The 21,990-nt window shown below is 65.7% G+C and carries 21 protein-coding genes; 5 read left to right on the top strand and 16 right to left on the bottom strand.

Annotated elements, in window-relative coordinates; translation table 11 throughout:
• Window positions 1–825 (top strand): oxidoreductase, encoded by an 825-nt coding sequence (locus CSW60_RS00370; RefSeq protein ID WP_099535128.1) that lies wholly within the window; start codon window positions 1–3, stop codon window positions 823–825.
• A 21-nt stretch (window positions 826–846) separates the two neighbouring features.
• The gene (locus CSW60_RS00365; protein ID WP_099535126.1) at window positions 847–1,332 is read left to right on the top strand and encodes a VOC family protein; all 486 of its coding nucleotides are present in this window, start codon (window positions 847–849) and stop codon (window positions 1,330–1,332) included.
• An 86-nt stretch (window positions 1,333–1,418) separates the two neighbouring features.
• On the opposite strand, the gene CSW60_RS00360 is transcribed toward CSW60_RS00365, so the two are convergent.
• The 14 genes from CSW60_RS00360 to cyoA all read right to left on the bottom strand — a co-directional run bounded on the left by CSW60_RS00360 (window position 1,419) and on the right by cyoA (window position 16,674).
• Window positions 1,419–2,231: a TauD/TfdA family dioxygenase gene (locus CSW60_RS00360; RefSeq protein ID WP_099537504.1), complete on the bottom strand. Its 813-nt coding sequence runs from the start codon at window positions 2,229–2,231 to the stop codon at window positions 1,419–1,421.
• A 15-nt stretch (window positions 2,232–2,246) separates the two neighbouring features.
• Window positions 2,247–2,687, bottom strand: coding sequence for a flavin reductase family protein (locus tag CSW60_RS00355; protein WP_236634188.1), 441 nt, complete (start codon window positions 2,685–2,687; stop codon window positions 2,247–2,249).
• A 65-nt stretch (window positions 2,688–2,752) separates the two neighbouring features.
• The gene (locus CSW60_RS00350; protein WP_099535122.1) at window positions 2,753–4,138 is read right to left on the bottom strand and encodes a peptidase M20; all 1,386 of its coding nucleotides are present in this window, start codon (window positions 4,136–4,138) and stop codon (window positions 2,753–2,755) included.
• A 2-nt stretch (window positions 4,139–4,140) separates the two neighbouring features.
• On the bottom strand, window positions 4,141–4,809 hold the full coding sequence (locus CSW60_RS00345; RefSeq protein ID WP_236634187.1) for a cysteine hydrolase family protein: 669 nt from the start codon (window positions 4,807–4,809) through the stop codon (window positions 4,141–4,143).
• Window positions 4,806–5,870: an LLM class flavin-dependent oxidoreductase gene (locus tag CSW60_RS00340; protein WP_099535120.1), complete on the bottom strand. Its 1,065-nt coding sequence runs from the start codon at window positions 5,868–5,870 to the stop codon at window positions 4,806–4,808. Before CSW60_RS00340 ends, CSW60_RS00345 begins: the two co-directional genes overlap by 4 nt.
• Before the next feature lie 22 nt (window positions 5,871–5,892).
• A complete protein-coding gene (locus tag CSW60_RS00335; protein ID WP_099537502.1) occupies window positions 5,893–7,197 on the bottom strand; it encodes a CynX/NimT family MFS transporter in 1,305 nt (434 codons plus the stop codon).
• 61 nt (window positions 7,198–7,258) lie between these two features.
• Window positions 7,259–9,673 (bottom strand): TonB-dependent siderophore receptor, encoded by a 2,415-nt coding sequence (locus tag CSW60_RS00330; protein WP_099535118.1) that lies wholly within the window; start codon window positions 9,671–9,673, stop codon window positions 7,259–7,261.
• A gap of 311 nt (window positions 9,674–9,984) precedes the next feature.
• Entirely contained in the window at window positions 9,985–10,518 is a 534-nt protein-coding gene (locus tag CSW60_RS00325; protein WP_099535116.1) for a response regulator transcription factor, read from the bottom strand.
• Window positions 10,508–11,863, bottom strand: a complete 1,356-nt coding sequence (locus tag CSW60_RS00320; RefSeq protein WP_099535114.1) for an ATP-binding protein — start codon at window positions 11,861–11,863, stop codon at window positions 10,508–10,510. Before CSW60_RS00320 ends, CSW60_RS00325 begins: the two co-directional genes overlap by 11 nt.
• Complete coding sequence (locus tag CSW60_RS00315; protein WP_099535113.1) at window positions 11,860–12,576, bottom strand: SURF1 family protein; 717 nt, start codon at window positions 12,574–12,576, stop codon at window positions 11,860–11,862. Before CSW60_RS00315 ends, CSW60_RS00320 begins: the two co-directional genes overlap by 4 nt.
• A 14-nt stretch (window positions 12,577–12,590) precedes the next feature.
• Complete coding sequence (gene cyoD / locus CSW60_RS00310) at window positions 12,591–12,971, bottom strand: cytochrome o ubiquinol oxidase subunit IV (RefSeq protein WP_099535111.1); 381 nt, start codon at window positions 12,969–12,971, stop codon at window positions 12,591–12,593.
• Window positions 12,968–13,594, bottom strand: coding sequence for a cytochrome o ubiquinol oxidase subunit III (gene cyoC, locus CSW60_RS00305; protein WP_099535109.1), 627 nt, complete (start codon window positions 13,592–13,594; stop codon window positions 12,968–12,970). Before cyoC ends, cyoD begins: the two co-directional genes overlap by 4 nt.
• 2 nt (window positions 13,595–13,596) lie before the next feature.
• Window positions 13,597–15,594: a cytochrome o ubiquinol oxidase subunit I gene (cyoB, locus tag CSW60_RS00300; protein ID WP_099535107.1), complete on the bottom strand. Its 1,998-nt coding sequence runs from the start codon at window positions 15,592–15,594 to the stop codon at window positions 13,597–13,599.
• A gap of 18 nt (window positions 15,595–15,612) precedes the next feature.
• On the bottom strand, window positions 15,613–16,674 hold the full coding sequence (gene cyoA / locus CSW60_RS00295) for a ubiquinol oxidase subunit II (RefSeq protein WP_099535105.1): 1,062 nt from the start codon (window positions 16,672–16,674) through the stop codon (window positions 15,613–15,615).
• A gap of 233 nt (window positions 16,675–16,907) precedes the next feature.
• On the opposite strand from cyoA, the gene CSW60_RS00290 reads away from it, so the two are divergent.
• Window positions 16,908–18,263: an MFS transporter gene (locus CSW60_RS00290; RefSeq protein WP_099537501.1), complete on the top strand. Its 1,356-nt coding sequence runs from the start codon at window positions 16,908–16,910 to the stop codon at window positions 18,261–18,263.
• Between the two features lie 88 nt (window positions 18,264–18,351).
• Here CSW60_RS00290 and CSW60_RS00285 read toward each other — a convergent pair whose 3' ends face one another.
• Complete coding sequence (locus CSW60_RS00285; protein WP_099537500.1) at window positions 18,352–19,005, bottom strand: pyridoxamine 5'-phosphate oxidase family protein; 654 nt, start codon at window positions 19,003–19,005, stop codon at window positions 18,352–18,354.
• A gap of 58 nt (window positions 19,006–19,063) precedes the next feature.
• Complete coding sequence (locus CSW60_RS00280; RefSeq protein WP_099535103.1) at window positions 19,064–19,609, bottom strand: carboxymuconolactone decarboxylase family protein; 546 nt, start codon at window positions 19,607–19,609, stop codon at window positions 19,064–19,066.
• Between the two features lie 119 nt (window positions 19,610–19,728).
• On the opposite strand from CSW60_RS00280, the gene CSW60_RS00275 reads away from it, so the two are divergent.
• Both CSW60_RS00275 and CSW60_RS00270 read left to right on the top strand, forming a co-directional pair.
• Window positions 19,729–20,646 (top strand): LysR family transcriptional regulator, encoded by a 918-nt coding sequence (locus tag CSW60_RS00275; protein ID WP_099535101.1) that lies wholly within the window; start codon window positions 19,729–19,731, stop codon window positions 20,644–20,646.
• Between the two features lie 88 nt (window positions 20,647–20,734).
• A complete protein-coding gene (locus CSW60_RS00270) occupies window positions 20,735–21,043 on the top strand; it encodes a hypothetical protein (RefSeq protein WP_143324105.1) in 309 nt (102 codons plus the stop codon).
• Window positions 21,044–21,990: the final 947 nt, after the last annotated feature.

Raw genomic sequence — 21,990 nt, 5'->3', positions numbered from 1 at the left:
ATGACCAAGACCTGGATGATCACGGGCGTTTCCGGCGGACTGGGTCGCCAAATCGCCGAGGCCGCGCTCGCCCGGGGCGACGTCGTCGTCGGCTCGGTTCGCGAGTCCAAGGCCGCCGCCGCCTTCGAGGTGCTGGGCGGCCACGCCGTCATCATGGACGTGACCGACGAGGCCGCCGTGAAGACCGCTGTCGCCGGGGCCGAGCGCGTGACCGGGGCGATCGACGTCCTGGTCAACAACGCCGGATATGGCTTGGTGGGCGCGGTCGAGGAGGCCTCTCTGGACGAGGTCCGCCGGCAGTTCGAGACCAATGTCTTCGGCCCTCTGGCGGTGCTGAAGGCCGCCCTCCCCGCCATGCGCGCCCGCCGCGCCGGCCGGATCATCAACGTCACCTCGGTCTCTGGCCTCGCCGTCTGGGCCGGCACCGGCGTCTATTGCGCCAGCAAATGGGCCCTTGAAGGCCTGACCCAGACCCTGGCCCAAGAGGTCGCCGAGCTGGGGATCAAGGTCGTCAACGTCGCCCCCGGCGGCTTGCGCACCGACTTCGCCCAAGCCTCCAAGACGATCGTGGCCGAGAAGCTCTCGGACTATGACGGCCTGGCGCGCGACGCCGAGAAGATCATGGCCGAGCACGCCGGTCATGAACCCGGCGATCCCGTCAAGGCCGCCCAAGCGATCCTGGCGATCGCGGACGCGCCAAACCCGCCGATGCACCTGCTGCTGGGCGCCGACGCCCTGAAGTACGTCGACTACGCCACTCGAGCGCTGACCGCCGACATCGACGCCTGGAAGGACCTGTCCCTGTCCGTCGGCTTTAACGACTGACACAAAACGCGAGTTTATTCAGTGACCAACACCATGATCTTCGTCGACCTCGCCTCCGACGATCCGGCCGCCGCCGGCGACTTCTACGCTAAGGTGTTCGGCTGGCAGAACGATGCCCGCCCGGAAGGCGTCTATCACCGGATGGTGCCCGGCGGCTTCTTCAAGAAGCCGGACGGAACCGACAGCGAGATCGGCAACCTGCATCTGGGGATCTTCAAGGCCGCCAACGCACGCCCTCATCCGGAGCCGGAGGGCGTCGAGCCGCGCGCCCTGAGCACGGAGGGCCGCAAGCCGCGGGTCTGGGTGCTGATCGGCGATGACGACAACGCCGACCGCATCCTGGCGACCGCCGAGAGCCTGGGCGCGACGATCCTGTGGCGGAACCACTACTGGAAGGAATTCAACGGCTACAATCACGCCTTCCGCGACCCTTGGGGCAACGAGATCGTCCTGTGGGGTAAGGCCGGACCGGATCCGAAGATCCCGACGGACTTCACCCGCGAATAACAGAACGCCGCGCCCGATGAGCGCGGCGCCCTGCCAAATCCGCGAGCGCCGCCATGGCTCATGGCGGCGCTTTGCACATGCGGACGCTAGAAGGGCTTATCGCCGGCGATCGTCACCCGATAGCCCGTGCGGGTGTCGGGGAAATAGTCCCAGATCGCCTGGTGCCAGGTGCAGCGGTTGTCCCAGAACGCCACCGAATTGGGACGCCAGCGGAAACGCACCTGAAAATCCGGATTGCTGGCGTGCTGATAGAGGTAGCCCAGGATCGCCGCGCTCTCGGCCTTGGGCAGGCCGGCGATATGCGTCGTGTAGGATGGGTTCACGAACAGGCTCTTGCGGCCGGTGACCGGATGGGTTCGCACGACGGGGTGGGTCGAGCAATTGTACTTGCGGTCGATGTCCGGGAAGATCGCCTTGTAGACTGGGTTGGCGTCGTGGACCGCCTCCAGCCCCTCCAGATAGGCCTTCATCTTGTCCGACAGCGTCTCGTAGGCCCAGTACATGCTGGCGAAGCAGGTGTCGCCGCCATCGTCCGGAAGGACCTTCATATAGAGGATGCTGCCCAGCGGCGGCTCGGGGTCGCAGGTCAGGTCCGAGTGCCAGTTCTCGCCCGCCACGAATTTGGAATTGGCGTCGGCGTGGATGGCGACGATCTCGGGATGGTCCGGCAGGCCAGGCACGCCAGAATGTATGGCCAAGTCTCCGAACTTGCGGCCTAAATCCTTGTGCGCCTCATGTGACATGTCCTGGTCGCGGAAGAAGATCACCTGGTGCTGCAGCAGCGCCTGATGGACCTCTTCGAACTGGCGGTTGCTGAGCGGCTTGCCCAGATCGACGCCGAAGATCTCCGCGCCGATCCGGCGGGTCATGGGCTTCACGTCGAGCACGTCATAGGCCATGCGGCGAAACTCCAACTAGGTCTTGAGAAACACGCCGCGCACGTAAACAAGCGGCGTCTTGGTCTCGTCGGTCACGACCCGCAGGACGCGTCCGACCAGGATTTCGTGATCGCCGCCGTCGTGGGCGGCGCTCAGTTCGCATTCGATCGCGGTCACGCAGCCGGCCAGCAACGGCGCGCCGCTCACGCCCGCCTCGACGGCGGTCAGGGCGAAGCGATCATCGGCGCCGCTCTTGGCGAAGCGGTAGGCGAGATCCCCCTGCTCTTGCGCCAGGATGTTGACGCAGAACCGCTCCGCCGGCTTGACGGCCGCGAGCGTGCGGCTGTCGCGTTTGAGGCAGACCATGATCAGCGGCGGGTCCATCGACACCGAGCTGAAGGCGCTGACGGTCGTGCCGACCAGCCGCCCCTCGTGACAGGCCGTAACCACCGTCACGCCAGCGGGGAAGCTGCCCATGGCCTTGCGAAAGTCCGCGGGATTCGGCCCCTCTTGGGGCGCGTGAGTTTGTGCCGCCGCGCTCATCACGCATCCCCGAACGGGTTGTCGGGATAGACCGCCGATGCGGGGCGCTTGACGCTCTCGTCGGGAATGGCCCGGCCGCAAACCGCCAGCGCGGTCAGGGCGTAGACCAGCGCGCTGTCGATCAGGTCCTGGGGCGTCGGGCGCCAACGACGGAAGCCCGTGGTGATCGCCGGGATGCGATGCATGTTGAAGACGTTGTGGTCTCGCCACATGCTGGAATAGACCGGATTGGCCAGTGCGACCGGATGGCCGAGACCCAGCTGGGTCGCGACGTCGACAGCGCCGACCAGCGGCGCGACCTCGGCGGCGTCCGCCTCGAAGCCATGGCGCACAACGACCGGTTCGATGTCGATGCGGCCAAGCCCCGCGTCACGCACCATCTTCTCGAGCGAATGCTGGGCGTCGGCCACGCGCTGCTTGGGGCTCAGCCCCACCTCCAGATAGAGGTTCACCAGCTCGGTGCCCGCCCCGAAGGCGTAGGGAATGCCGCCCCGCACCGAGGCGATCTGCGACTTGGGCTGGGCGACGCCGCCGGCGCTTTCGTAGCGGCTCGCCCTCTCCCACTCGCCGCTCCAGGCATGGATCGCCTCGGTCAGCTTGCCCAGCTTGTAGATCGGGTTGGGATGCTGGTCGGCCTTTGGCGGATGCTCCAGCAACGGGGTGAAGACCCCCTCGCCCCACACCTGGAGACGGAACACCGCGTAGCCGCAGCCGACCCAGGTCAGGCCGAAATCGCAGCCCTCGGCGGCGATGGCGTAGTCGGGCGCGACGCCGCCATGGTGGAACAGATAGTGGGCCCCGATGTCCTTGCCCATGTACTGCACGCCCCGGTGCTCCTCGATCGGCTCGGGGCCGATCTCGCCGGGACAGGCGGTCAGGTACATCTTGCCGGCCAGCGCGTAGCCGGCCTTCTTCAGCGCCTTCGCCGCGATCAGGAAGCAGCTCATCGGGCCGCGATCGTTGGCGATCGGATAACCATAGAGCTTACCGTCCTCCAGCCAGCATTTCTCCCACTCGGGATTGGCCAGGGTCTCAGGCGCGTATTTGTAGGCGTCCAGGTCCGGGTTCCAGGTCGGCGCCTCGGTGTCGAGATGGGCGGTGAACAGCAGGTTCTTGCCGACACCCTTGCCGCCATAGGTCCCGATGACGTTGGGCCGCTCCGGCGTCGCGCCGACCTTGCGCGGCGCGAAGCCTTCGCGGGCCATCCAGTCATGGACGTAGTTGGCGACCTCCAGCTCCTTGCCCGACGGCGCGGGAATGTTGCCCAGCGCCAGAGCCAGTTCGACGATCTCGGCCTCATCGATCGCGGCGGCGATGGCCTTGCGATCTTCCTCGGTGACCGCGTACGGCGCCGAAGCGCCCAGGTTCGCAAATCCGTCGGCCATGGTCAGGCGCTCCAGGCGTGCGCGATCGCGGCCGTGTCGGTCAGGATCGCGCTGTTCAATTCCATCACCTTCAGCGAGGCGGCGTGGATGTCGGGCTCGTAGGCGGCGCAGGCGTCGGCGGCGACGAATACGTGGTAGTCCAGGCTGAAGGCGTCGCGCACGGTGCTGTCGACGCAACACTCGGTGGTGAGGCCGGCGACAACCAGAGTGTCGACGCCCATGCTCTTCAACTGCGCGTCCAACGTGGTGCCGACGAAGCCGCTGTAGCGGGCCTTCTTGACCACCAACTCTCCCGCCGCCGGTTGTGGTCCGTAAAAGTCCGAACCGGCCTCGCCTTCACGACACAAGGCGCTTTCGTTGTCGGGATCCCCACCGCGGCGGCGCATGCGCTCCTTCCAGGCCGGGGAGTCGGTCTCCAGCGTGGTGAAGAGACCCACGAACACCACCGGCGTCCCCGCCCCGCGCGCGGCGTCGACGAGGCGCTGGGCGGCGGTCACCGCGGGCTGGACCGCCGCCATGTCGACATAAGCCCCCAGCGCGCCCGCGGGCGAGGCGAAATCGACCTGGATGTCGATCACCAGCGCCGCCGTGCGCGATGGCGCGATCCAGGCGGCTAGGCCCTCGCCCCCTTTCGCGCCGGCGCTCACAACCGAAGCGATTTGGGCGTTCACGGGAAGACCGCCCTCAGGCCGGGCAGGATTTCGGAGCCGAACATGGTCAGGCCTTCGACATAGTCGGGGAAGATCAGCATCAGGCCGTCCAGCTCGCAGTAGCGCAGGAACTCCTCGATCTGGGCGCCGCAGGTCTTGGGCGAACCGACCACGGTCTGGGTCATGAACGCCCCTTGCGCGGCCGCCACGCTCGACAGCTTCTCGGCCGGAACGCCCCAGCTTTCCAGCATGGCCAGGATCGCCCCCATGTCCGCGCCGTCCTTGTAGCGCTCGACCTTGGCCTCGGCGTCCGCATCCGTGTCGCCGTGGACCACCGTGCACATGGCGAAGGTCTTGATGGTCTTGCCCATGCCCTCGGCGGCCTTCTTGGCCCGCAGCGACGCGTCGCGGCGCTCGTCGGGCGTGCGGCCGCCGATGAAGCAGATGTCGGCCTCGCGCACCGAGAACTGGAAGCCCCGGTCGCTCATCCCCGCGCAGACCAGGTCCGGGCGCGGTCGCGACAACGGCTTGGGCTTGGACTGGCAGTCCTTCATCGTGAAGTACTTACCCTGGACGTCGACGCTGTCCTCCGACCACAGCCGCTTGACGATGGCGGTCCATTCCTCGGTCAGGGCGTAGCGGTCGTCATGGGACAAGGAATCGTCCCACGCCCCCATCTGATCGAACTCGCCTTTATAGGCGCCCGCCACGATGTTGAGGCCCGCCCGACCGCCGCTGATGTGATCGAGCGTGGCGATCATCTTGGCCGCCACCGCCGGGTTCTGCAGCAGCGGATGGATCGTGGCCCAGATCTTCACATTGCGGGTCGCCTCGGCGATGCCCGCCATCATGGTCACCGACTCCAGCGCCGTGCCCCAGTGGTCGGTCTCGCCGCCAAAGCCGCGGAACTTGGCCATCGACATCACGAAATCCAGCCCGATCTCGTCGGCCTTCACCGCCGCCGCCCGGTTCTGGGCGTAGAGCCCGTCCAGAGGCGGCGTGGTCTTGGAGATGATCCAGCCGCCATTGGCGACCGGCAGGAAAACCCCGAACTGCTTGCTCTGCGAAGGACGGTGGAACATGGCGTTACTCTCCGGATTCTGATTAGGCCGCGTCGCGCAGCAGGACGGGCGTGGGCGCCGGAACCGGCGCGAGCGAGGCTTCCTCGGTCGCCTTGCGCGGCGGCCGCATGAACAGAGCCGCCACGAAGATCACCCCGATCACGGCGGCGAAGATCTGGAAGGTCGGCGCGAAGCCGCCGAGGCGGTCGCGCATGAAGCCGCCGATCACCGGTCCCAGGGCCGAGACGGCGCCGGCCAGACAGACCAAGGAAAAGAGTTCGAGATTGCTCTTCCGGCCATAGTAGTTGAGCAGCAGGATGCTGACGGCCAGCACGGTCATGCCGAAGCCGACCCCGACGCCGAGGGCGAAGATCACCATCATTGGCCAGGCGGCGGCGTTGGCCAGGGCCAACAGGCCGACGGCCATCATCCCTTGCGCGCCGGCCAGTAGCCAACGCGGATCGATGCGGTCGCCCAGCAGGCCGCCGCTCATCCGGGCCACGACCTGCATCAGCGATTCGAGGCTGAGCGCCGCGACCGCCACGGCCGAGGCCACGCCCATCTCGCCAAAGTGGCTCGGCGCCAGACTAACGGCCGTGACCCCGCCCAGCAGGTGAGCGAAATAGGCCGCGACGATGACGTAGAACTGCGGCGTGCGGAGCGCTTCCTTCACTGTCCAGTCGACCTGGGTGCGATAAACGCGAGCGTTGGCGGGCTGGGCCGCCGCCTCCTCGGCCACGGCCTTGTCGGTCTGGACCGCCGCGGCCTCCAGCCAAGCCTTGCCGCCGACCAGGCCCGCGGCCAAGACGCCGACCAGCGCCGAGGCGATGGCCTGCCAGGCCCAGTACGGTCGCCAGGCGCCGCCGGTCATCTCCATGCCGATCAGGGCCATCCAGGGTCCAGCCACCCCGCCCAGCGAGCCGATGGTGAAATAGATCCCAAACGGCAGGGCGCGCTTCTTGAACAGCATGGACAGCAGATGCGTGCCCGGGATCAGCGCCATCGCCTGGTAGCCGACGCCCAGCAGGGCCGTGCCGACCCAGTAGACCGGCAGGCCGCGCGAGACCGTCAGGCAAACGAAACCAGCGATCATCACGGCCGAGCCGGCGAGGATCGTCGCCCGCACGCCGACCTTGCGGATCAGCAGGGCCGGAAGCCAGGACGAGCCGCCGCAGAACGCCCCCAACAGCGTAAAGCCCAGGAACGCCGAAGCGAAGCTCCACTGCTGGTCCTTGATCATGGCCGGCAGCACCACTCCCAACGATGAGAATGTCGAGGCGGTGATCAGGAACAGCAGAAGGGAAAGAGCGCCCAGGAGGGTCCAGGAACGCCATTGGATCGTCGACATCGCCATCGAGCCTCCATGCAAGCTCGCGGCGCGTCCCTCGCGGGGCGCGCCGCGCGGGGAACTAGAACTTCCGAGAAAGGGTCACGCGCCACTCGCGGCCTTTGCTGGGCAGCGCGCCGAGGTTGGCGTAGCTGTCAGCGTCAGGCGTGAAGTAGAGCTTGTCGAACAGGTTATCGACGTTGAACGTGGCCGTGTACGGACCGTACTCGTAGTAGACGCTGCCGCTGGCCACCCAGTAAGCCGGATAGGTCACGGCGTTCTGGACGGTGCCCGAGGTCTTGGTCACGTGAGTCACGCCAAACGCGCCGCCGACCTTGCCCCAGTCGTGGTCGTCGCCGGTATAGGCGCCATAGAGGCTGACCACCGACTTCGGGATCAGGGTGTAGTCGTAGTCGCCCGCGCGGCCGGGCAGGCTGCTGAACGCCCAGACGACGTAGGTGCCGCCATAAGCCTGCTGCCCCGCGACGCCGGCGGTATAGGCCGGGATGTACTGGAACGAATTGTCGGGTCCCTTGACCGTCGTGTGCTGGGTGTTGCCCGAGAAGGTGAAGCTGAAGTGCTCGCTGGCCAGCCAACGCACCTCCATCTCGACACCCTTGGCGCGCGTGCCGGTCGGCGTGCCGGTGATGCCGGTAAGCTGGGTTCTGTTCTGGCGGTAGCCCGCCACCGATCCCACCAGCGTGCCCTTCAGCCACTGGAACTTGAAGCCGGCTTCCGCCAGGTCGCTGTTTGACAGCCAGGCGTCGCTGGGATCGGCCACCAGGCCAGGCGCGATGTCGCCCGCCTGGCTCATCTCCAAGGCCGAGGCCTTGGCGTAGGTGATGTAAGGCATCACCCCGACCGGGGTCTTGTAGGTCGCGCTGGCGCTATAGGTGAACTTGCCCTTGCTGGCCTTCTGCTGGCCGGCGACCTGGTAGCTGAGATAGCCGGTGTCATTCGACTTGACGTCATAGTCGTCGTAGCGGCCGCCCAGCATCAGGTTCAGACGCTCGCCGACCGTAACGTCGGTCATCGCGAAGACGCCCGCCTGGGTCCATTCGCTCTTGTTGTCGTTCTCCCACAGCAGGCCCTGAACGCCCGCGCCGGTCTCGGTCGAGAACGGACTGTCGATGATGTCGGTCGGGGTCGCGCCGAAGCTGATGTCGCGACGATCCAGCGCGATCATCCCGCTGTTATAGCTTTCACGGCGACGGCCCTCGAAGCTGCGATACGAGGCGCCAACGAACGACTTCGAAGTGATGATCCCCGTGTCGTAAGCGAAGTTATAGGTCGCCCTCGCCTCCCAGACCTTGCTGTCGAACCAGGCCGGATAGCCGTAGCTGACAAAGCGCTTGTTGTTCTGGTCGTCGTAAAACAGCTGCAGCTTCAAGGCGCTGTCGGCCGAGAGCTCCTTGGCCAGGTCGTAATAGAACGTGTTGGTCCGCGTCTTCGAGAAGTCGGCCCCGCTGATATAGACGGTGCGCGGATCCAGCTTCGTCGTGCCGACGCCGGTATCCAGCGTGTGCAGCGCGTTGCTGTCCGGATAGCCGTAGTAGGCCAAGTAGGTGGCGCTGCCGTACGGATAATAGCCGACCTCGTTCGGCGTCAGACGGCCATTGCCGTCGGTGTCCTTCAGCGTGGTGTCGCGGCCGGTGACATAGGTCTGGTTGTCGATCAGCGCCTGGGTCAGACGGTTCCAGCCCGGCGTCTGAACGTCGCCGTCCGAGTGGTAGTACATGCCGCCGAACGCCGTGGTCCAGCCGTTGCCCAGGTCGAAGTCCGATGAGGCCTCAAGTGTCTGGCGACGCGGATAGATGCCCTTGTAGTAGCTGTGGCTGTCCTCGACCTCGCCGTAGAGATAGACGCCGCCTGTGACCGAGCCGAAGTTCGCGGGCAGGCCAATCTGGGCCGTGGCGTTCTTCTTGTTGTACGAGCCGTAGGTGACGGTGGCCTCGCCGGTCGGCGCGGTCAGGTAGCCGCCCTCGTTCTTGCCCGACTTCGGGATGAAGTTGAGCATGCCGCCCACCTTGCCCGAGCCGTAGATCGGGGTCGGCGGACCGCGCACGATCTGGATCTGATCGGCCGCGCCGATCGGGGTCGAGTAGGTCCCGCGGTTCTCGATGCGCTTGAAGCCGCGGAAGTAGTTCTCGGCCAGGGTGCCACGAATGTTCAGCGCGCCCGGCACGCCATAGAAGCTGGCGGTGTAGGTCCCGGGCGAGACGGCGGTTAGTCCGTCGATCGTCTCGATGCCGTAGCGCTGGAGCGTGACGTCACTGACGAAGCTGGCCGAACGCGGCGTCTCCAGCAACGGCTTGTCGATGCCAAAGACGGTGTTGTTGGGCTGTTTCTCCAGTAGGCCAGCCTTGTCACGCGCCTTGACCACGATCTCATCGACGGTGTCGGATGACGGCGTTGGCTCCTCAGCGAAGACGGCTTGCGCGCCCGCAAGCAACACAAGGGCGGAACATCCCGCCATCAAGAGTCGATAGTTCGACATGCGGTCCTCTTTCGAGGCTGTCGCGCCCACCGCCTGCGGCGGTTATCCCCAGGTCGACGCCTCTAGACCGATCTTCCGCCGGTCTCGGCCAGCTTCGAGGCGCGACGGATGACATTTCACTGAAAATGTCGCCCCCGCATGGATGTTGAGCCACGTTCGCTCGCAAAAGCCGCTGGGTGACCACGAAACTTGCCTATAGGCGAACCACAAGGCCCCTAAAAGCGTCCAAAGACCGACGCCATCCGCCTGAGACGGCGCAACGCTCGCCCCGATCTATGGAGAGGCGCCAAAGGATGGGAAGCAGAGCGCCGTCAAGATATCCGACGCTTTTCAAGCTTTCGGGCGAGAGTTCGGCGATGCATGCCCAGGCGGCGGGCCGTTTCCGAAATGTTGAAGTCGGCCTCGACAAGGGTCTGATGGATGCGTTCCCACTCCAGGCTCTTGATCGAGGTCGCCCGAACGCCGATCTCAGCGTCGATGTCCCCTTCCCGCTTAAGAAACGCCGCTTCGATGTCATCGGTATTCGAGGGCTTGGCGAGGTAGTGGGAGGCGCCAAGTTTGATCGCCTCTACTGCCGTGGCGATGCTGGCGAAGCCCGTTAGAACCACGATCAGCATCGACGGATCGCGCCCGGCCAAGGCGCGCACGCAGGCTAGGCCAGACTCGCCGGCCAGCTTCAGGTCGACGACGGCGTAGCGTGGCGCGAAGGTCGTCAACGCCGTGAGCGCCTCGTCCAGGCCGCGAGCGTGGACGACTTCATAACCGCGACGCTCGAAGGAGCGCTTCAGCGTGGCGGCGAACTTCTCGTCGTCCTCGATGATGATCAGCTTGCGGTCAATCGACACGATCACCTCCGATTTCAAGTGACGACAGAGGCAGGCTCAAGACAACCCGCGCGCCCCCTTCAGGACCGTTCGCGGCGCTGACGCGCCCCCCCAGCTTGCGCAGGACATTGACGACCAGGAACAGGCCCAATCCGCCGCCGACCCGCCCCTTGGTGGAATTGTATGGCGTCCCGAAGCTTTGCAATGTCGCCTCGGTGAAACCCGGCCCGTCGTCATCGACCTCGATCCGGATCCAGCCGTCCCGTATCGCCGCGCTGAGCCGCGTCGTCGCGGCCGAAGCCTCGAGCGCATTGTCGAGCACGTTGTGGATCACCTGCTTTAGAGTCGACTCGGCGACGATCGGCGTCGCGTCCAGGAGGTCTGTTTCATAGATCAGATTGTGGTCTGCGCGACTGGCGCGCCACTCGGCCACCACCTCATCCATAAAGCCGCGCAGGGTGCTCGCCCTCACCTCGCCGCTTCGCGCCTCGCCAGCGGACTGCAGAACCCCGCTGACGATCGCCTTGCAGCGCCGCACCTCGCCGCGCATGTCCTCTAGCTCCTGAGCCAGTTCAGGGTTTGCGCCAAACAGCGGCATGCGGCTCCAGTCGCCGAGGATGACGTCCAGCGTCGCCAGGGGCGTGCCCAGCTCGTGCGCGGCGCCCGAGGCCAGCAGACCCATGCGGACGATGTGGGTTTCCTCGGCCGCCTGCTGGCGCAACGCGGCCAGGTGCGCGTCGTGCCGGCGCAGGTTGGTGTTGATCCGCCCGACAAAGGTCACCAGCAGCAGCGCGTCCAGGACGATGCCGATCAGCATGCCCATGATGAAGAGCTCGAAAAACGCCTGGTCGCTGAGTCCAGAGGCGATGATCGGACGATTGAAGGCGATCAGCCCCACGAAGCAGAAGCTGATGAGCGCCACGATCGCCCAGGTCGCCCAGGCCTCGAGCAGGACGGCGCCCAGGATCACGTGCAGCAGATAGAGGGTCGTGAAGGGATTGGTCGCCCCGCCGCTGAAATAGAGCTGGATGGTCAAGGCCAGGGCGTCCAAGGCCAGGGCGCCGAAGAGATCGTAAGGGCCCAGAGGCTCAGCGCGCTTGAGACGCAACAGGCTGAACAGATTGAGCGCCACCAGGGCCGCCAGGACCAGCATCATCGCCGTCAGCGGCAGCTTGAAGCCGAAGCTGAAATGCACCGCCAGGATCGTCAGCACCTGGCCCGCCACCGCGATCCAGCGCAGGTGGATCAGTTGAAGCATGTTCTGGCGCGCGATGGCGTCCGCGGGGCCGTTGGCGTTCTCGGCCGCGCGCGCGCCCGACAGCCAGCCCGAGACGCCGGAGATCAGAAGGCTGGCGCTGGGCGTCATTCGTCCTCTTTCCTATGGGCTCGGCGCGCGTCGATCACGACATAGGCCGCCGCGCCGCCCGTCAGCAGGGCGAGACCGAACCAGGTCAGGGCATAGATAAGATGGCTGTTGGGGAAACGCACGACGGTCAATCCGCCGCGGGGCCAGCCGCCGGGATTGGGCGTGGCGTCGGCGTCAACGAAGTAAGGCGCCAGGCCGCTGATACCCTCAGCGCGGCCGATGGCCTGGACGTCGCGGGAATACCAGCGCCCCTCCCCGGGGCGGTTAGCGCGCAGGAAGCCGCCGCCCGGCTCGCTGAGACGCAGCAGTCCGACGACGCTGACCGGTCCAGGCGCCTGGCTGGCGCCCCGCGCGGGCGACTTCGGGGCGGCGGGAACGAAGCCGCGATTGACCAGGACCGTGAAGCCTTGCTCCGTGCGCAAAGGCGTCATCACCCAGAAGCCCGGCCCCAACTCGGTCACCGCCTGGGTCAGGACCTCGCGCCCGTGATCATAGACGCCCGTCAGCCGCACGCGGCGGTAAGCGTCCTTATCCTGCGATAGATTAGCCCATTGCGCCGGTCCGGGAGGCGGGACTGGCGCGGCGTGGAGGCGCTGCTCGACCCGGGCGATCAGGTCGAGCTTCCAGGCGCGCCGCTGGACCTGCCACGCGCCGAGGGCGAGGAAGACCGCCGTGAAGACCACGCAAAGGCCGATCAGGATGATCGACCGCATGCGAAGGCCTTGGGTCACGGCGTCTGCTGCATGTCGTGCGCCGTCGTCGGCATCATGTGAGTGTTCAGATTGTGCATCACCCACAGCGAGCCGCTCAGCGTGATCACCACCAGGATCAGGGTGAACATCAGGGCCAGCAGGGTCCATCCGCCCTCCGAACGCGAGTTCATGTGCAGGAAGTAGATCATGTGGACCAGCACCTGGATCACCGCCAGCCCCATGACCGCCACGGCGGTCATCGGCGGCGACAGGACATGGCCCATGACCAGCCAGAACGGGATGGCGGTCAGGATCACGGCCAGGACGAAGCCGATCACGTAGTCCTTCAGCGAGCCGTGGGCGCCGCCGTCATGGTCTTCGTGCGCGCCGTGCGCGTCGTGGCTGGCCGCGCTCATTTCAGGACTCCGAGCAGGTAGACGAACGAAAAGACGCCGATCCAGATGACGTCCAGGAAGTGCCAGAACATCGACAGGCACATCAGGCGGCGCTTCATCTCGGCGCCGAGACCGCGCTGGGCGACCTGGACCATCAGGGTGACCAGCCAGATGACGCCGAAGGTCACGTGCAGCCCGTGCGTGCCAACCAGCACGAAGAATGACGACAGGAACGCGCTGCACTGCGGACCGGCGCCTTCGCTGATCAGGTGATGGAACTCGTAGAGCTCCAGCGACAGGAAGCCGAGACCCAGCAGGCCGGTGACCGCCAGCCAGGCCAGGACGGGCTTCGCCTTCTTGGCCTGGGCCGAGATCATCGCAAAGCCGTAGGTGATCGACGACAGCAGCAGCAGGCCCGTGTTCACGGCCACCAGCGGCAGGTCGAACAGGTCCGCGCCCGACGGACCGGCCGCGTAGTTGCGGCCGAGCACCGCGTAGGTGGCGAACAGCACCGCGAAGATCAGGCAGTCGCTCATCAGGTAGATCCAGAACCCCAGCAGGGTCCCGTTCTCCGGATGATGCTCCTTGGTCAGGTAGAAGCGGTTCTTGTCCGCTTCGGTCAGGGCATGGGCTTGAGAGGCCATGGTCAGGTCAGGCTCCGCAGGGCTTCGGTGCGCGCGTCCTCGACGCGGACGACCTCCTCGGCTGGGATGTAGTAGTCACGCTTGAAGTTGAAGGTGTGGGCGATCGCGCTGGCGATCAGGGCGACGAACGAGACGGCCGCCAGCCACCAGATGTGCCAGATCAGGGCGAAGCCGAGCACGACGCTGATCCCCGCCAGGACCACGCCCGCGCCGGTGTTGGCGGGCATGTGGATCGGGATGAAGCCGCTGGTCGGCCGCTGATAGCCCCGCGCCTTCATGTCCCACCAGGCGTCCAGCTCGTGGACCACCGGGGTGAAGGCGAAGTTGTAGGCCGGCGGCGGCGACGAAGTCGACCATTCCAGCGTCCGGCCGCCCCACGGGTCGCCGGTCAGGTCGCGCAGGGCCTCGCGGTTGCGGATGCTGACAACGATCTGGACCAGGAAGGCCAGGATGCCGCACAGGATGATCACCGCGCCGATCGCCGCGATCACGAACCAGATCTGCAAGGAGGGATCCTCGAAGTGGCTCATGCGGCGGGTCACGCCCATCAGGCCCAGCACGTAGAGCGGGGTGAAGGCGACCCAGAAGCCGACCAGCCAGCACCAGAACGAGACCTTGCCCCAGAACGGATCCAGCTTGAAGCCGAAGGCCTTGGGGAACCAGTAGGTGATGCCGGCGAACATGCCGAACACCACGCCGCCGATGATCACGTTGTGGAAGTGGGCGATCAGGAACAGGCTGTTGTGCAGCACGAAGTCGGCGGGCGGGACGGCCAGCAGCACGCCGGTCATGCCGCCGATCACGAAGGTGACCATGAAACCGACGGTCCACAGCATCGGCACCTCGAACCGGATGCGGCCGCGGTACATCGTGAACAGCCAGTTGAAGATCTTCGCCCCTGTCGGGATCGAGATGATCATCGTCGTGATCCCGAAGAACGAGTTCACGCTCGCGCCCGAGCCCATCGTGAAGAAGTGGTGCAGCCAGACGATGTAGGACAGGATGGTGATGACGACGGTGGCGTAGACCATCGAGCTGTAGCCGAACAGGCGCTTGCCGCAGAAGGTAGAGACCACTTCCGAGAAGACGCCGAAGGCCGGCAGGATCAGGATGTAGACCTCCGGGTGACCCCAGATCCAGATCAGGTTCACGTACATCATCGGGTTGCCCCCGAAGTCGTTCGTGAAGAAGTTGGTCAGCAGGTAGCGGTCGGCGGTCAGCAGGGCCAGGGTGGCGGTCAGGATCGGGAAAGTCGCCACGATCAGGACGTTGGTGCACAGCGAGGTCCAGGTGAAGACCGGCATCTTCATCAGGCTCATGCCCGGGGCGCGCATCTTGATGATGGTCACGACCAGATTGATGCCGGAGAGCGTTGTCCCGACCCCCGCGACCTGCAGGGCCCAGATGTAGTAGTCGACGCCGACATCGGGGCTATAGGCCAGGTTCGACAGCGGCGGATAGGCCAGCCAGCCAGTGCGGGCGAACTCGCCCACGAACAGCGAGGCCATGACCAGCACGGCGCCGCCAACGGTCATCCAGAAGCTGAAGTTGTTCAGGAACGGGAAGGCCACGTCGCGCGCGCCGATCTGCATCGGCACGACCAGGTTCATCAGGCCCGTCACAAGCGGCATGGCCACGAAGAAGATCATGATCACGCCGTGGGCGGTGAAGATCTGGTCGTAGTGGTGGGGCGGCAGATAGCCAGCGACCTCGCCGAACGCCATGGCCTGCTGGGCGCGCATCATCAGCGCGTCGGCGAAGCCGCGCAGCAGCATGACGATCGCCAGGATGATGTACATCACCCCGATCTTCTTGTGGTCGACGCTGGTCAGCCACTCGCGCCACAAGTAGCCCCACAGCTTGTAGCGGGTCAGCAGCGCCAGCACCGTCAGGCCGCCCAGGGCGACCATGGCGAAGGTCGCCAGCAGGATGGGCTCGTGGAGTGGAATGGCGTCCCAGGTGAGACGGCCGAAGATGACTTTTACGAGGTCCGGGGACATTAAGCGTCTCTAAGGAAATCAGCGCGCCGCGGAGCCGGCGAAAGGAGCGCAAAGCGCGGCGACGAAGGAGCGGAAACCACCGCCCTCCCCGCGCCGGGTGCGCTTGTCGTATTCGAGGGTGGTGACGTTGTAGACGCCGGCCATGCCCAGCCCGCCCTTGGCGTCGATCGCCATCATGTCGTGCTGGCACATCTTGCCCGGCTCGACGCAGCGGTTGACGGCCTTATGGAAGAGCTCGGCGTCCACCGTGGCGAAGCGCTGGGGCGGGACCCTCTCGCTGGGCTTTTCCAGGACGAGGTAGCGCGAGCCGTCCAGGCGATCGCCCCCCTTGCGGACCTCCTCGGCCCAGCGGGCGAACTGCGCCTCGCTCATGCCGCGGAATTTGAAGCGCATGTGCGAGAAACCCTCGCCGCTGTAGTTGGCCGAGAAGCCGTCATAGACACCCGGCTTGTTGATCACGGCGTGCAGCTTGGTCGTCATGCCCGGCATGGCGTAGATCTGGCCGGCCAGGGCGGGGACGTAGAACGAGTTCATCACCGACGAGCTGGTCAGCTCGAAGTTCAGCGGACGATCGACGGGCGCGGCCAGTTCGTTGACCGTGGCGATCCCCAGCTCGGGGTAGATGAACAGCCACTTCCAATCCAGGGCCACGACCTGGACCTTCAGCGGCTTGATGTTCTCGGCCGTGCGGCCTGGCGCGATCCGGTCCAGCGGACGATAGGGGTCCAGCAGGTGGGTGCTGCTCCAGGTCACGGCGCCCAGGATCGTGATGATCACCAGCGGCGCGGCCCAGATCACGATCTCCAGGCGGGTGGAGTGGTGCCAATCGGGGTCGTACTTAGCCGCCTCGTTCGAGCGCCGGTACTTCCAGGCGAAGAACAGGGTCAGCGCGATCACCGGCACGATGATCAGCAGCATCAACACCGTCGCGAGGATGATCAGGTCGCGTTGCTGGGCGGCGATGTCGCCGGACGGGTTCATGACGACCCAGTCGCAACCGCCCAGCGCCAGCAGCAGGGGCGCCAGGGCGAGCATCTTAAGCGGGGTCGAGCTCGGTTTGAGCCTGATATTCGGTCGCATGGGCGCGCTGATACGCTTGGGCGCCGCGACGCAACATTGGACCGTTTGTCCTAGGTCAATTGCCAGCTTGACGATGATCAAGCGATCTCTGGCCGGGCTGTAACGGGGGCGCGGAGCCGTAGAGGCCTCAAAGGCGTTTGCCAGACGACATACGTTCGCGGCATGCTCGTATCCAGACCGTCGACAAGGCGGCGCGATGCTGGGACGAAACCAAGGACAAGGCGCTTTACGACATGGCCCACGAATTCGCGGTTCCCACTTCTTCCGGCCTTGAGCGCGACGCTCGGCGCCTCCACGCCGACCACAAGGGCGCGCGACCTGGCGAGATCGCGCTGGGCGTGGTCATTGGCAGAACCTCGGAATTCTTCGATTTCTTTGTCTACGCCATCGCCTCGGTGCTGGTGTTCCCGCAGCTGGTGTTTCCGTTCGTGGACCGCCTGACCGGCGTGATGCTGGCCTTTGCGCTATTCTCGCTGGCCTTCGTGGCCCGGCCGATCGGCTCGGTAATCTTCGGCGCCGTCGACCGGCGCTACGGGCGGGGCGTCAAGCTGACCATCGCGCTGTTCCTGCTGGGCGGCTCGACGGCCACGATCAGCTTCCTGCCCAGCTACGCGTCGATCGGTCCGCTGGCGATCTGGGCCCTGGCGGCCTGCAGGATCGGCCAGGGCCTGGCCCTCGCCGGGGCCTGGGACGGCATGGCCTCCCTGCTCGCGCTGAACGCGCCGGAAAAGAAGCGCGGCTGGTACGCCATGATCCCGCAACTGGGCGCGCCGTTCGGGTTCATGCTGGCTAGCGGCCTCTTCGCCTATTTCGTCGCGACCCTCGCGCCGCGCGACTTCCTCGACTGGGGCTGGCGCTATCCGTTCTTCGCGGCGTTCGCCATCAATGTCGTGGCGCTGTTCGCGCGTTTGCGCATCGTGGCGACCGAGGAGTTCGGCGCGTTGTTCGAGTCGCGTGAGCTTCGCCCCGTCCGCATCGCCAGCCTGATGCGCGCCGAGGGGGGCAATGTCCTGATCGGCGCCGTCGCGCCGCTGGCCACCTTCGCGATGTTCCACCTGGTGACGGTCTTTCCGCTGTCCTGGGTCGCCTTGCATAACCCCAGCCAAGCCCTGACCTTCCTGCGCATCGAGGTGGTCGGCGCGGTGTTCGGGGTCGGCGGCATCCTGGCGTCCGGCTGGATCGCCGACCGCATCACGCGCCAGAACGCCCTGGCCCTTTCGGCCCTGCTGATCGGCGCCTTCAGCCTTCTGGCGCCGCGTCTGCTGGACGGCGGTTCTGCGGGACAGACGGCTTATGTAATCGTCGGCTTTGTCATCCTGGGCCTATCTTTCGGCCAGGCGGCCGGCGCCGTGAGTTCGGGCTTCTCCAAGCGCTACCGCTACAGCGGCGCGGCCCTCACCTCTGACCTTTCCTGGCTGGTCGGCGCAGGGTTCGCCCCCCTGACCGCCCTGGGCCTGGCCAGCCTATGGGGCTTGCCGGCCATCGGCCTCTACCTGGCGTCCGGCGCGGTCGCGACCCTCGTCGCGCTGACCCTGGATCGGCACAGGCGATTGGGCCGTAACCAAGAACCAGTCGCTCCTTTCTCATAGATTTGGATTCCCAGAGCGCCGTCCACTCAGCGCCAATTGCCGCCGTTGGCCTGCGCCCAGGAAGGCGACGGTCAGCAGCGCTGTATGTCTATGGCTTGGCGCCGTCCGGAATACTGGGGTCGTCTGCTCTCTGGCGAATGAGCTGGCGCAAAGCCAAGTTCTCGGCTTCGAGGGCGGTCAGGCGTTGCCGGAGCGTCGCGACGGTCGCTTCGACCTCGGCGGCCGTGAACCTTGGCGTGATATGCTGAGGGCAGTTCCAGTCGAAGGCCTCCAGTCGCAGCACCAACGCCCGCTCGATACGGGCGCGGTAACCCGGCAAGGCTAGCCGCTCGGCGAGTTCAGGTTCGTCCGAAAGATTCCGTGCTTGCATGCGGGCCAGGATCTTCAGACGCGCCCGACGCGGATAGTCGACAAGGATCAGGCTGACACGGTCGTCAACCGAGGCGTTGCCGAGACTGATGTACTGCCGGTTGCCCGCGAAATCTGGCAGAGCCAGCGTCTTATCGTCCAACACCTTCACAAAGCCAGGCGGTCCGCCTCGGTGCTGGACGTAGGGCCAGCCGCTTTCGGAGACCGTGGCGAGATAGAAGCTGTCACGCTCCGCAATGAACGTCGTCTCGCTTTGAGTGAAACGATCGAAGGCGCGATCGCCGTCAAAGTCGCTCCAGGCGACGCCGCCGTTTGCGGCCTGCGCCGCGCGCACTGCTGGCGTGGCGAGCGTGTCGAGAAATCCATAGGCCATGAGGTTCTCCTGCGCGGTGACGCCCGCCGGCGGCATGGCCGCCGGCGGGACGATCGGGTCAGACCTGTTCAGCGGCCCGGACGACCGGGAAATCGATCTCGGTTCCGGCGACGTTGTTGAGGAAGTTGGTGAGGACGTTCTCGGCGACCACGGCGACGATCTCGACGATCTGAGCGTCGGTGAAGCCGGCGGCGCGAACCGCGGTCAGATCGACGTCGGAAACCTGACCGCGCGAACGGGTCACCGCGACGGCGAACGCCACGGCGGCGTTTGCCACGGGATCGGACGACGCGCCACGGCGGTTCAGGGCGATTTCCTCGGCGTCGATCTTGGCCAGGTTCAGGCCCAGATAGGTGTGGGCCGACAGGCAGTAGTCACAGCCGTTGATCTGGGCGACAGCCAAAGCGATGCGCTCGCGGGTCTTGACGTTCAGGGTCTTGGCCAGCGCGCCGCCAAGGCCCAGGACGCCTTGAAGCACGGGCGGGCTGAGGGCGATCAGGCGATAGAGGTTGGGCACGACGCCAAGCTGCTTTTCGACGGCGTCGAGCAGGGGTTGAGCGGCGGCGGGGGCGGCTTCACGGGCCGGAACGGCGATGCGGGACATGGGCTCTCCAAGGGATGGAACGCGGCGGCTGCCGTCGTCGAGCAACAGGTAGGCCTCTCCGATCGCCGCGATAATCTAGTGATTTGACAAGTCATTATTGCTCGTGAAGCAATTCCGGAATGGACCGTTTCGACAGCTTGCGGGTGTTTGTGTCGGTGGCCACCCACGGCAGCTTCGCCGAGGCGGCGCGGCGCTTACGCCTGTCGCCGTCGGTTGTGACCCGCGCCATCGCCGACCTGGAGCACCAACTGGGCCTGACGCTGCTGCACCGAACCACACGGTCTGTCCGCCTGACCGAGCGCGGCGAGATCTATCTGGAAAGCAGCCGACGCATTCTCACCGACGTCGAGACCTCGGATGCGCGAGTGCGCGGCGCGAACGCGACGCCAAGGGGCCTGCTGACCATCACCGCGCCGATCCTGTTTGGGCGGCTGCATGTGCTGCCGATTGTCAGCAAGACCCTGAAGACACACGGCGAGCTCGCCATTCGGCTAACCCTCTCGGATCGGTACGTGCACCTGGTCGACGAGGGCGTGGACGTCGCCGTCAGGATCGGGGACTTGGCCGATAGCAGCTTGATGGCCGCGAAACTGGGCTCCGTGACGCGCGTGCTGGTCGCCAGTCCGGCCTATCTGGAAGCGCGCGGCGCTCCCAGGACGCCCGACGATCTGGTCGACCACGACATAGTCTCGTTCGAGAATGTCGACGCGACGAACGAGTGGCGCTTCGACGCCGGCCGTAAGACCGTGCGCCTTAGTCCGCGGCTGATGGTCAACAGCGCCGATGCGGCGATCGCCGCCGCCGAATCCGGCCTGGGCATTACCCGCGCCCTCTCCTACCAGGTGCGCGAGGCCGTGATGCGCGGCCGACTTGTTCTGATACTGGCGGACCGGATGCCAGAAATCTTGCCGGTGAACGCGGTCTTCCCCGCGCGGCGTCAGGCGTCAGCCAACCTCAACGCGTTCTTGGAAACCGCGCGCGGCCATTTCAAAGCTCATCCGCTGAACCCTGACCCGCCCGAGACGTCGGTCCCATAGCGCGCGCCGAGGCATTCGCCGATGTTGGAGCCGCCTGTAACCTTTGAGCGGTTCCCCGCGAATAAGAATGATCGAAGAGGGGAAGACCATGGCGATCAGCGGCGATTATCCCACCCCAGTCAACGTCAACGGCTTTTCGTGCAAGAACTGCACGGACGTCGACAATGCCAAGAAACATATCGATCCCGCCCACCCAAAAGACGGTCCGTATGGGATCAACGCCGAGAACCGAAATGGCGGGGATCGTGGGAAAATCGCCGCAAGCTCCCTCGACACGACCTACGATAGCCAGAAAGCTGTCGTTCTTGGCGGCCGGCTGAGCGCCCTCGTCGATAGGCCCGCGACAGTGCCAGCGGCACGCGCCGCCGCCGGCCATCGCCTTGATCTAGCGGTTTGAAAACGCGCTAGCAAAGACCCCCGCAGACGATACCGATCGGCCGAACAATTTCCGAGGCGACCCGCCGCGCGATCAATCGTCTGGGCCCGATCGCGCCCGATCTCCTGCGCCAGTTCGCCGAGGCGAACCGGATGGCGCTCCGAAACGAAGACGGCTCCTTGAGGCGGCACATCCCTCGAGCGACCGCTCAACGGGGCGAAATCAAATCAAAAGCGGAGGTCGGGGTCTCCGGCTGTCGCGGGGAGCTTTTCCGCTCACGCGCCGCCGCGACTGGATCGCGCGACGCCACACTCGCGGTTCCGTCGCGTGTGCCGGATTGGCGCCACCGGTTGGATATGCGTGAGAACTATTTCTACGACATTGCCTCCGTTCGTACGCCACGGCGCGATAAGGGCAAGAAGCGTCTCAAGCTTTAGGATACGGGGGCGGAGATGGCCTTCCCGGTCTGCGCCAGAAGCGAAAGTTGGCGGACCTCCGGAGACGCGACGTTAGGCTCCAGCCGCGAGGGCCCCTATCTCTCGCCCTGCTTTCCGAAATCCATGGGGCGGCGCGTCAGGAGTGGCAGCAGATCGCGATGGCCGTCGTGGGCATCGGTCCAACAGACGCGTCGCCCACTTTCGCTCTCAGCGCACCAGACGCCCCATCCAACCTCGTGAACACGCGCCAAGCAGCTCAAGGCGATCGTTGTTCGGGCGCTGTAGATGAAGGGTCCGGCATGGCGGGCTGGGCCTTCAAGGCTTTCGGGAGACAGACTGACGACATCGTCGCCTCTCAGAACTCTCAGGCCTCGCCAAATCAGGAGGCCGCAAAACCCAATCATGACGAACGCCGCCTTGGCGACACGGGGGTCATGATCGGTCGCGAAGCGATAGAAGGAAACTGGCGTGAATATCAGCGCCAGCCCGAGCCAGAACCAGGCGACAGATCGGTCGGGGCAAAACTCACGC

It is taken from the genome of Caulobacter sp. X, from assembly GCF_002742635.1.
GTDB lineage: Bacteria > Pseudomonadota > Alphaproteobacteria > Caulobacterales > Caulobacteraceae > Caulobacter.
Note: the sequence above shows the minus strand (reverse complement) of the source record. Positions and strands in the feature narration are given on the sequence as shown.

Coding starts and splice junctions, on each gene's coding strand:
- CSW60_RS00275 (WP_099535101.1), top strand. CDS start 19,729: ATGGACCGTTTCGACAGCTTGCGGGTGTTTGTGTCGGTGGCCACCCAC.
- CSW60_RS00330 (WP_099535118.1), bottom strand. CDS start 9,673: ATGTCGAACTATCGACTCTTGATGGCGGGATGTTCCGCCCTTGTGTTG.
- CSW60_RS00355 (WP_236634188.1), bottom strand. CDS start 2,687: ATGGGCAGCTTCCCCGCTGGCGTGACGGTGGTTACGGCCTGTCACGAG.
- CSW60_RS00320 (WP_099535114.1), bottom strand. CDS start 11,863: ATGACGCCCAGCGCCAGCCTTCTGATCTCCGGCGTCTCGGGCTGGCTG.
- CSW60_RS00340 (WP_099535120.1), bottom strand. CDS start 5,870: ATGTTCCACCGTCCTTCGCAGAGCAAGCAGTTCGGGGTTTTCCTGCCG.
- CSW60_RS00335 (WP_099537502.1), bottom strand. CDS start 7,197: ATGTCGACGATCCAATGGCGTTCCTGGACCCTCCTGGGCGCTCTTTCC.
- CSW60_RS00280 (WP_099535103.1), bottom strand. CDS start 19,609: ATGTCCCGCATCGCCGTTCCGGCCCGTGAAGCCGCCCCCGCCGCCGCT.
- cyoA (WP_099535105.1), bottom strand. CDS start 16,674: ATGCGACCGAATATCAGGCTCAAACCGAGCTCGACCCCGCTTAAGATG.
- CSW60_RS00270 (WP_143324105.1), top strand. CDS start 20,735: ATGGCGATCAGCGGCGATTATCCCACCCCAGTCAACGTCAACGGCTTT.
- CSW60_RS00290 (WP_099537501.1), top strand. CDS start 16,908: ATGGCCCACGAATTCGCGGTTCCCACTTCTTCCGGCCTTGAGCGCGAC.
- cyoD (WP_099535111.1), bottom strand. CDS start 12,971: ATGAGCGCGGCCAGCCACGACGCGCACGGCGCGCACGAAGACCATGAC.
- CSW60_RS00360 (WP_099537504.1), bottom strand. CDS start 2,231: ATGGCCTATGACGTGCTCGACGTGAAGCCCATGACCCGCCGGATCGGC.
- cyoB (WP_099535107.1), bottom strand. CDS start 15,594: ATGTCCCCGGACCTCGTAAAAGTCATCTTCGGCCGTCTCACCTGGGAC.
- cyoC (WP_099535109.1), bottom strand. CDS start 13,594: ATGGCCTCTCAAGCCCATGCCCTGACCGAAGCGGACAAGAACCGCTTC.
- CSW60_RS00285 (WP_099537500.1), bottom strand. CDS start 19,005: ATGGCCTATGGATTTCTCGACACGCTCGCCACGCCAGCAGTGCGCGCG.
- CSW60_RS00370 (WP_099535128.1), top strand. CDS start 1: ATGACCAAGACCTGGATGATCACGGGCGTTTCCGGCGGACTGGGTCGC.
- CSW60_RS00315 (WP_099535113.1), bottom strand. CDS start 12,576: ATGCGGTCGATCATCCTGATCGGCCTTTGCGTGGTCTTCACGGCGGTC.
- CSW60_RS00350 (WP_099535122.1), bottom strand. CDS start 4,138: ATGGCCGACGGATTTGCGAACCTGGGCGCTTCGGCGCCGTACGCGGTC.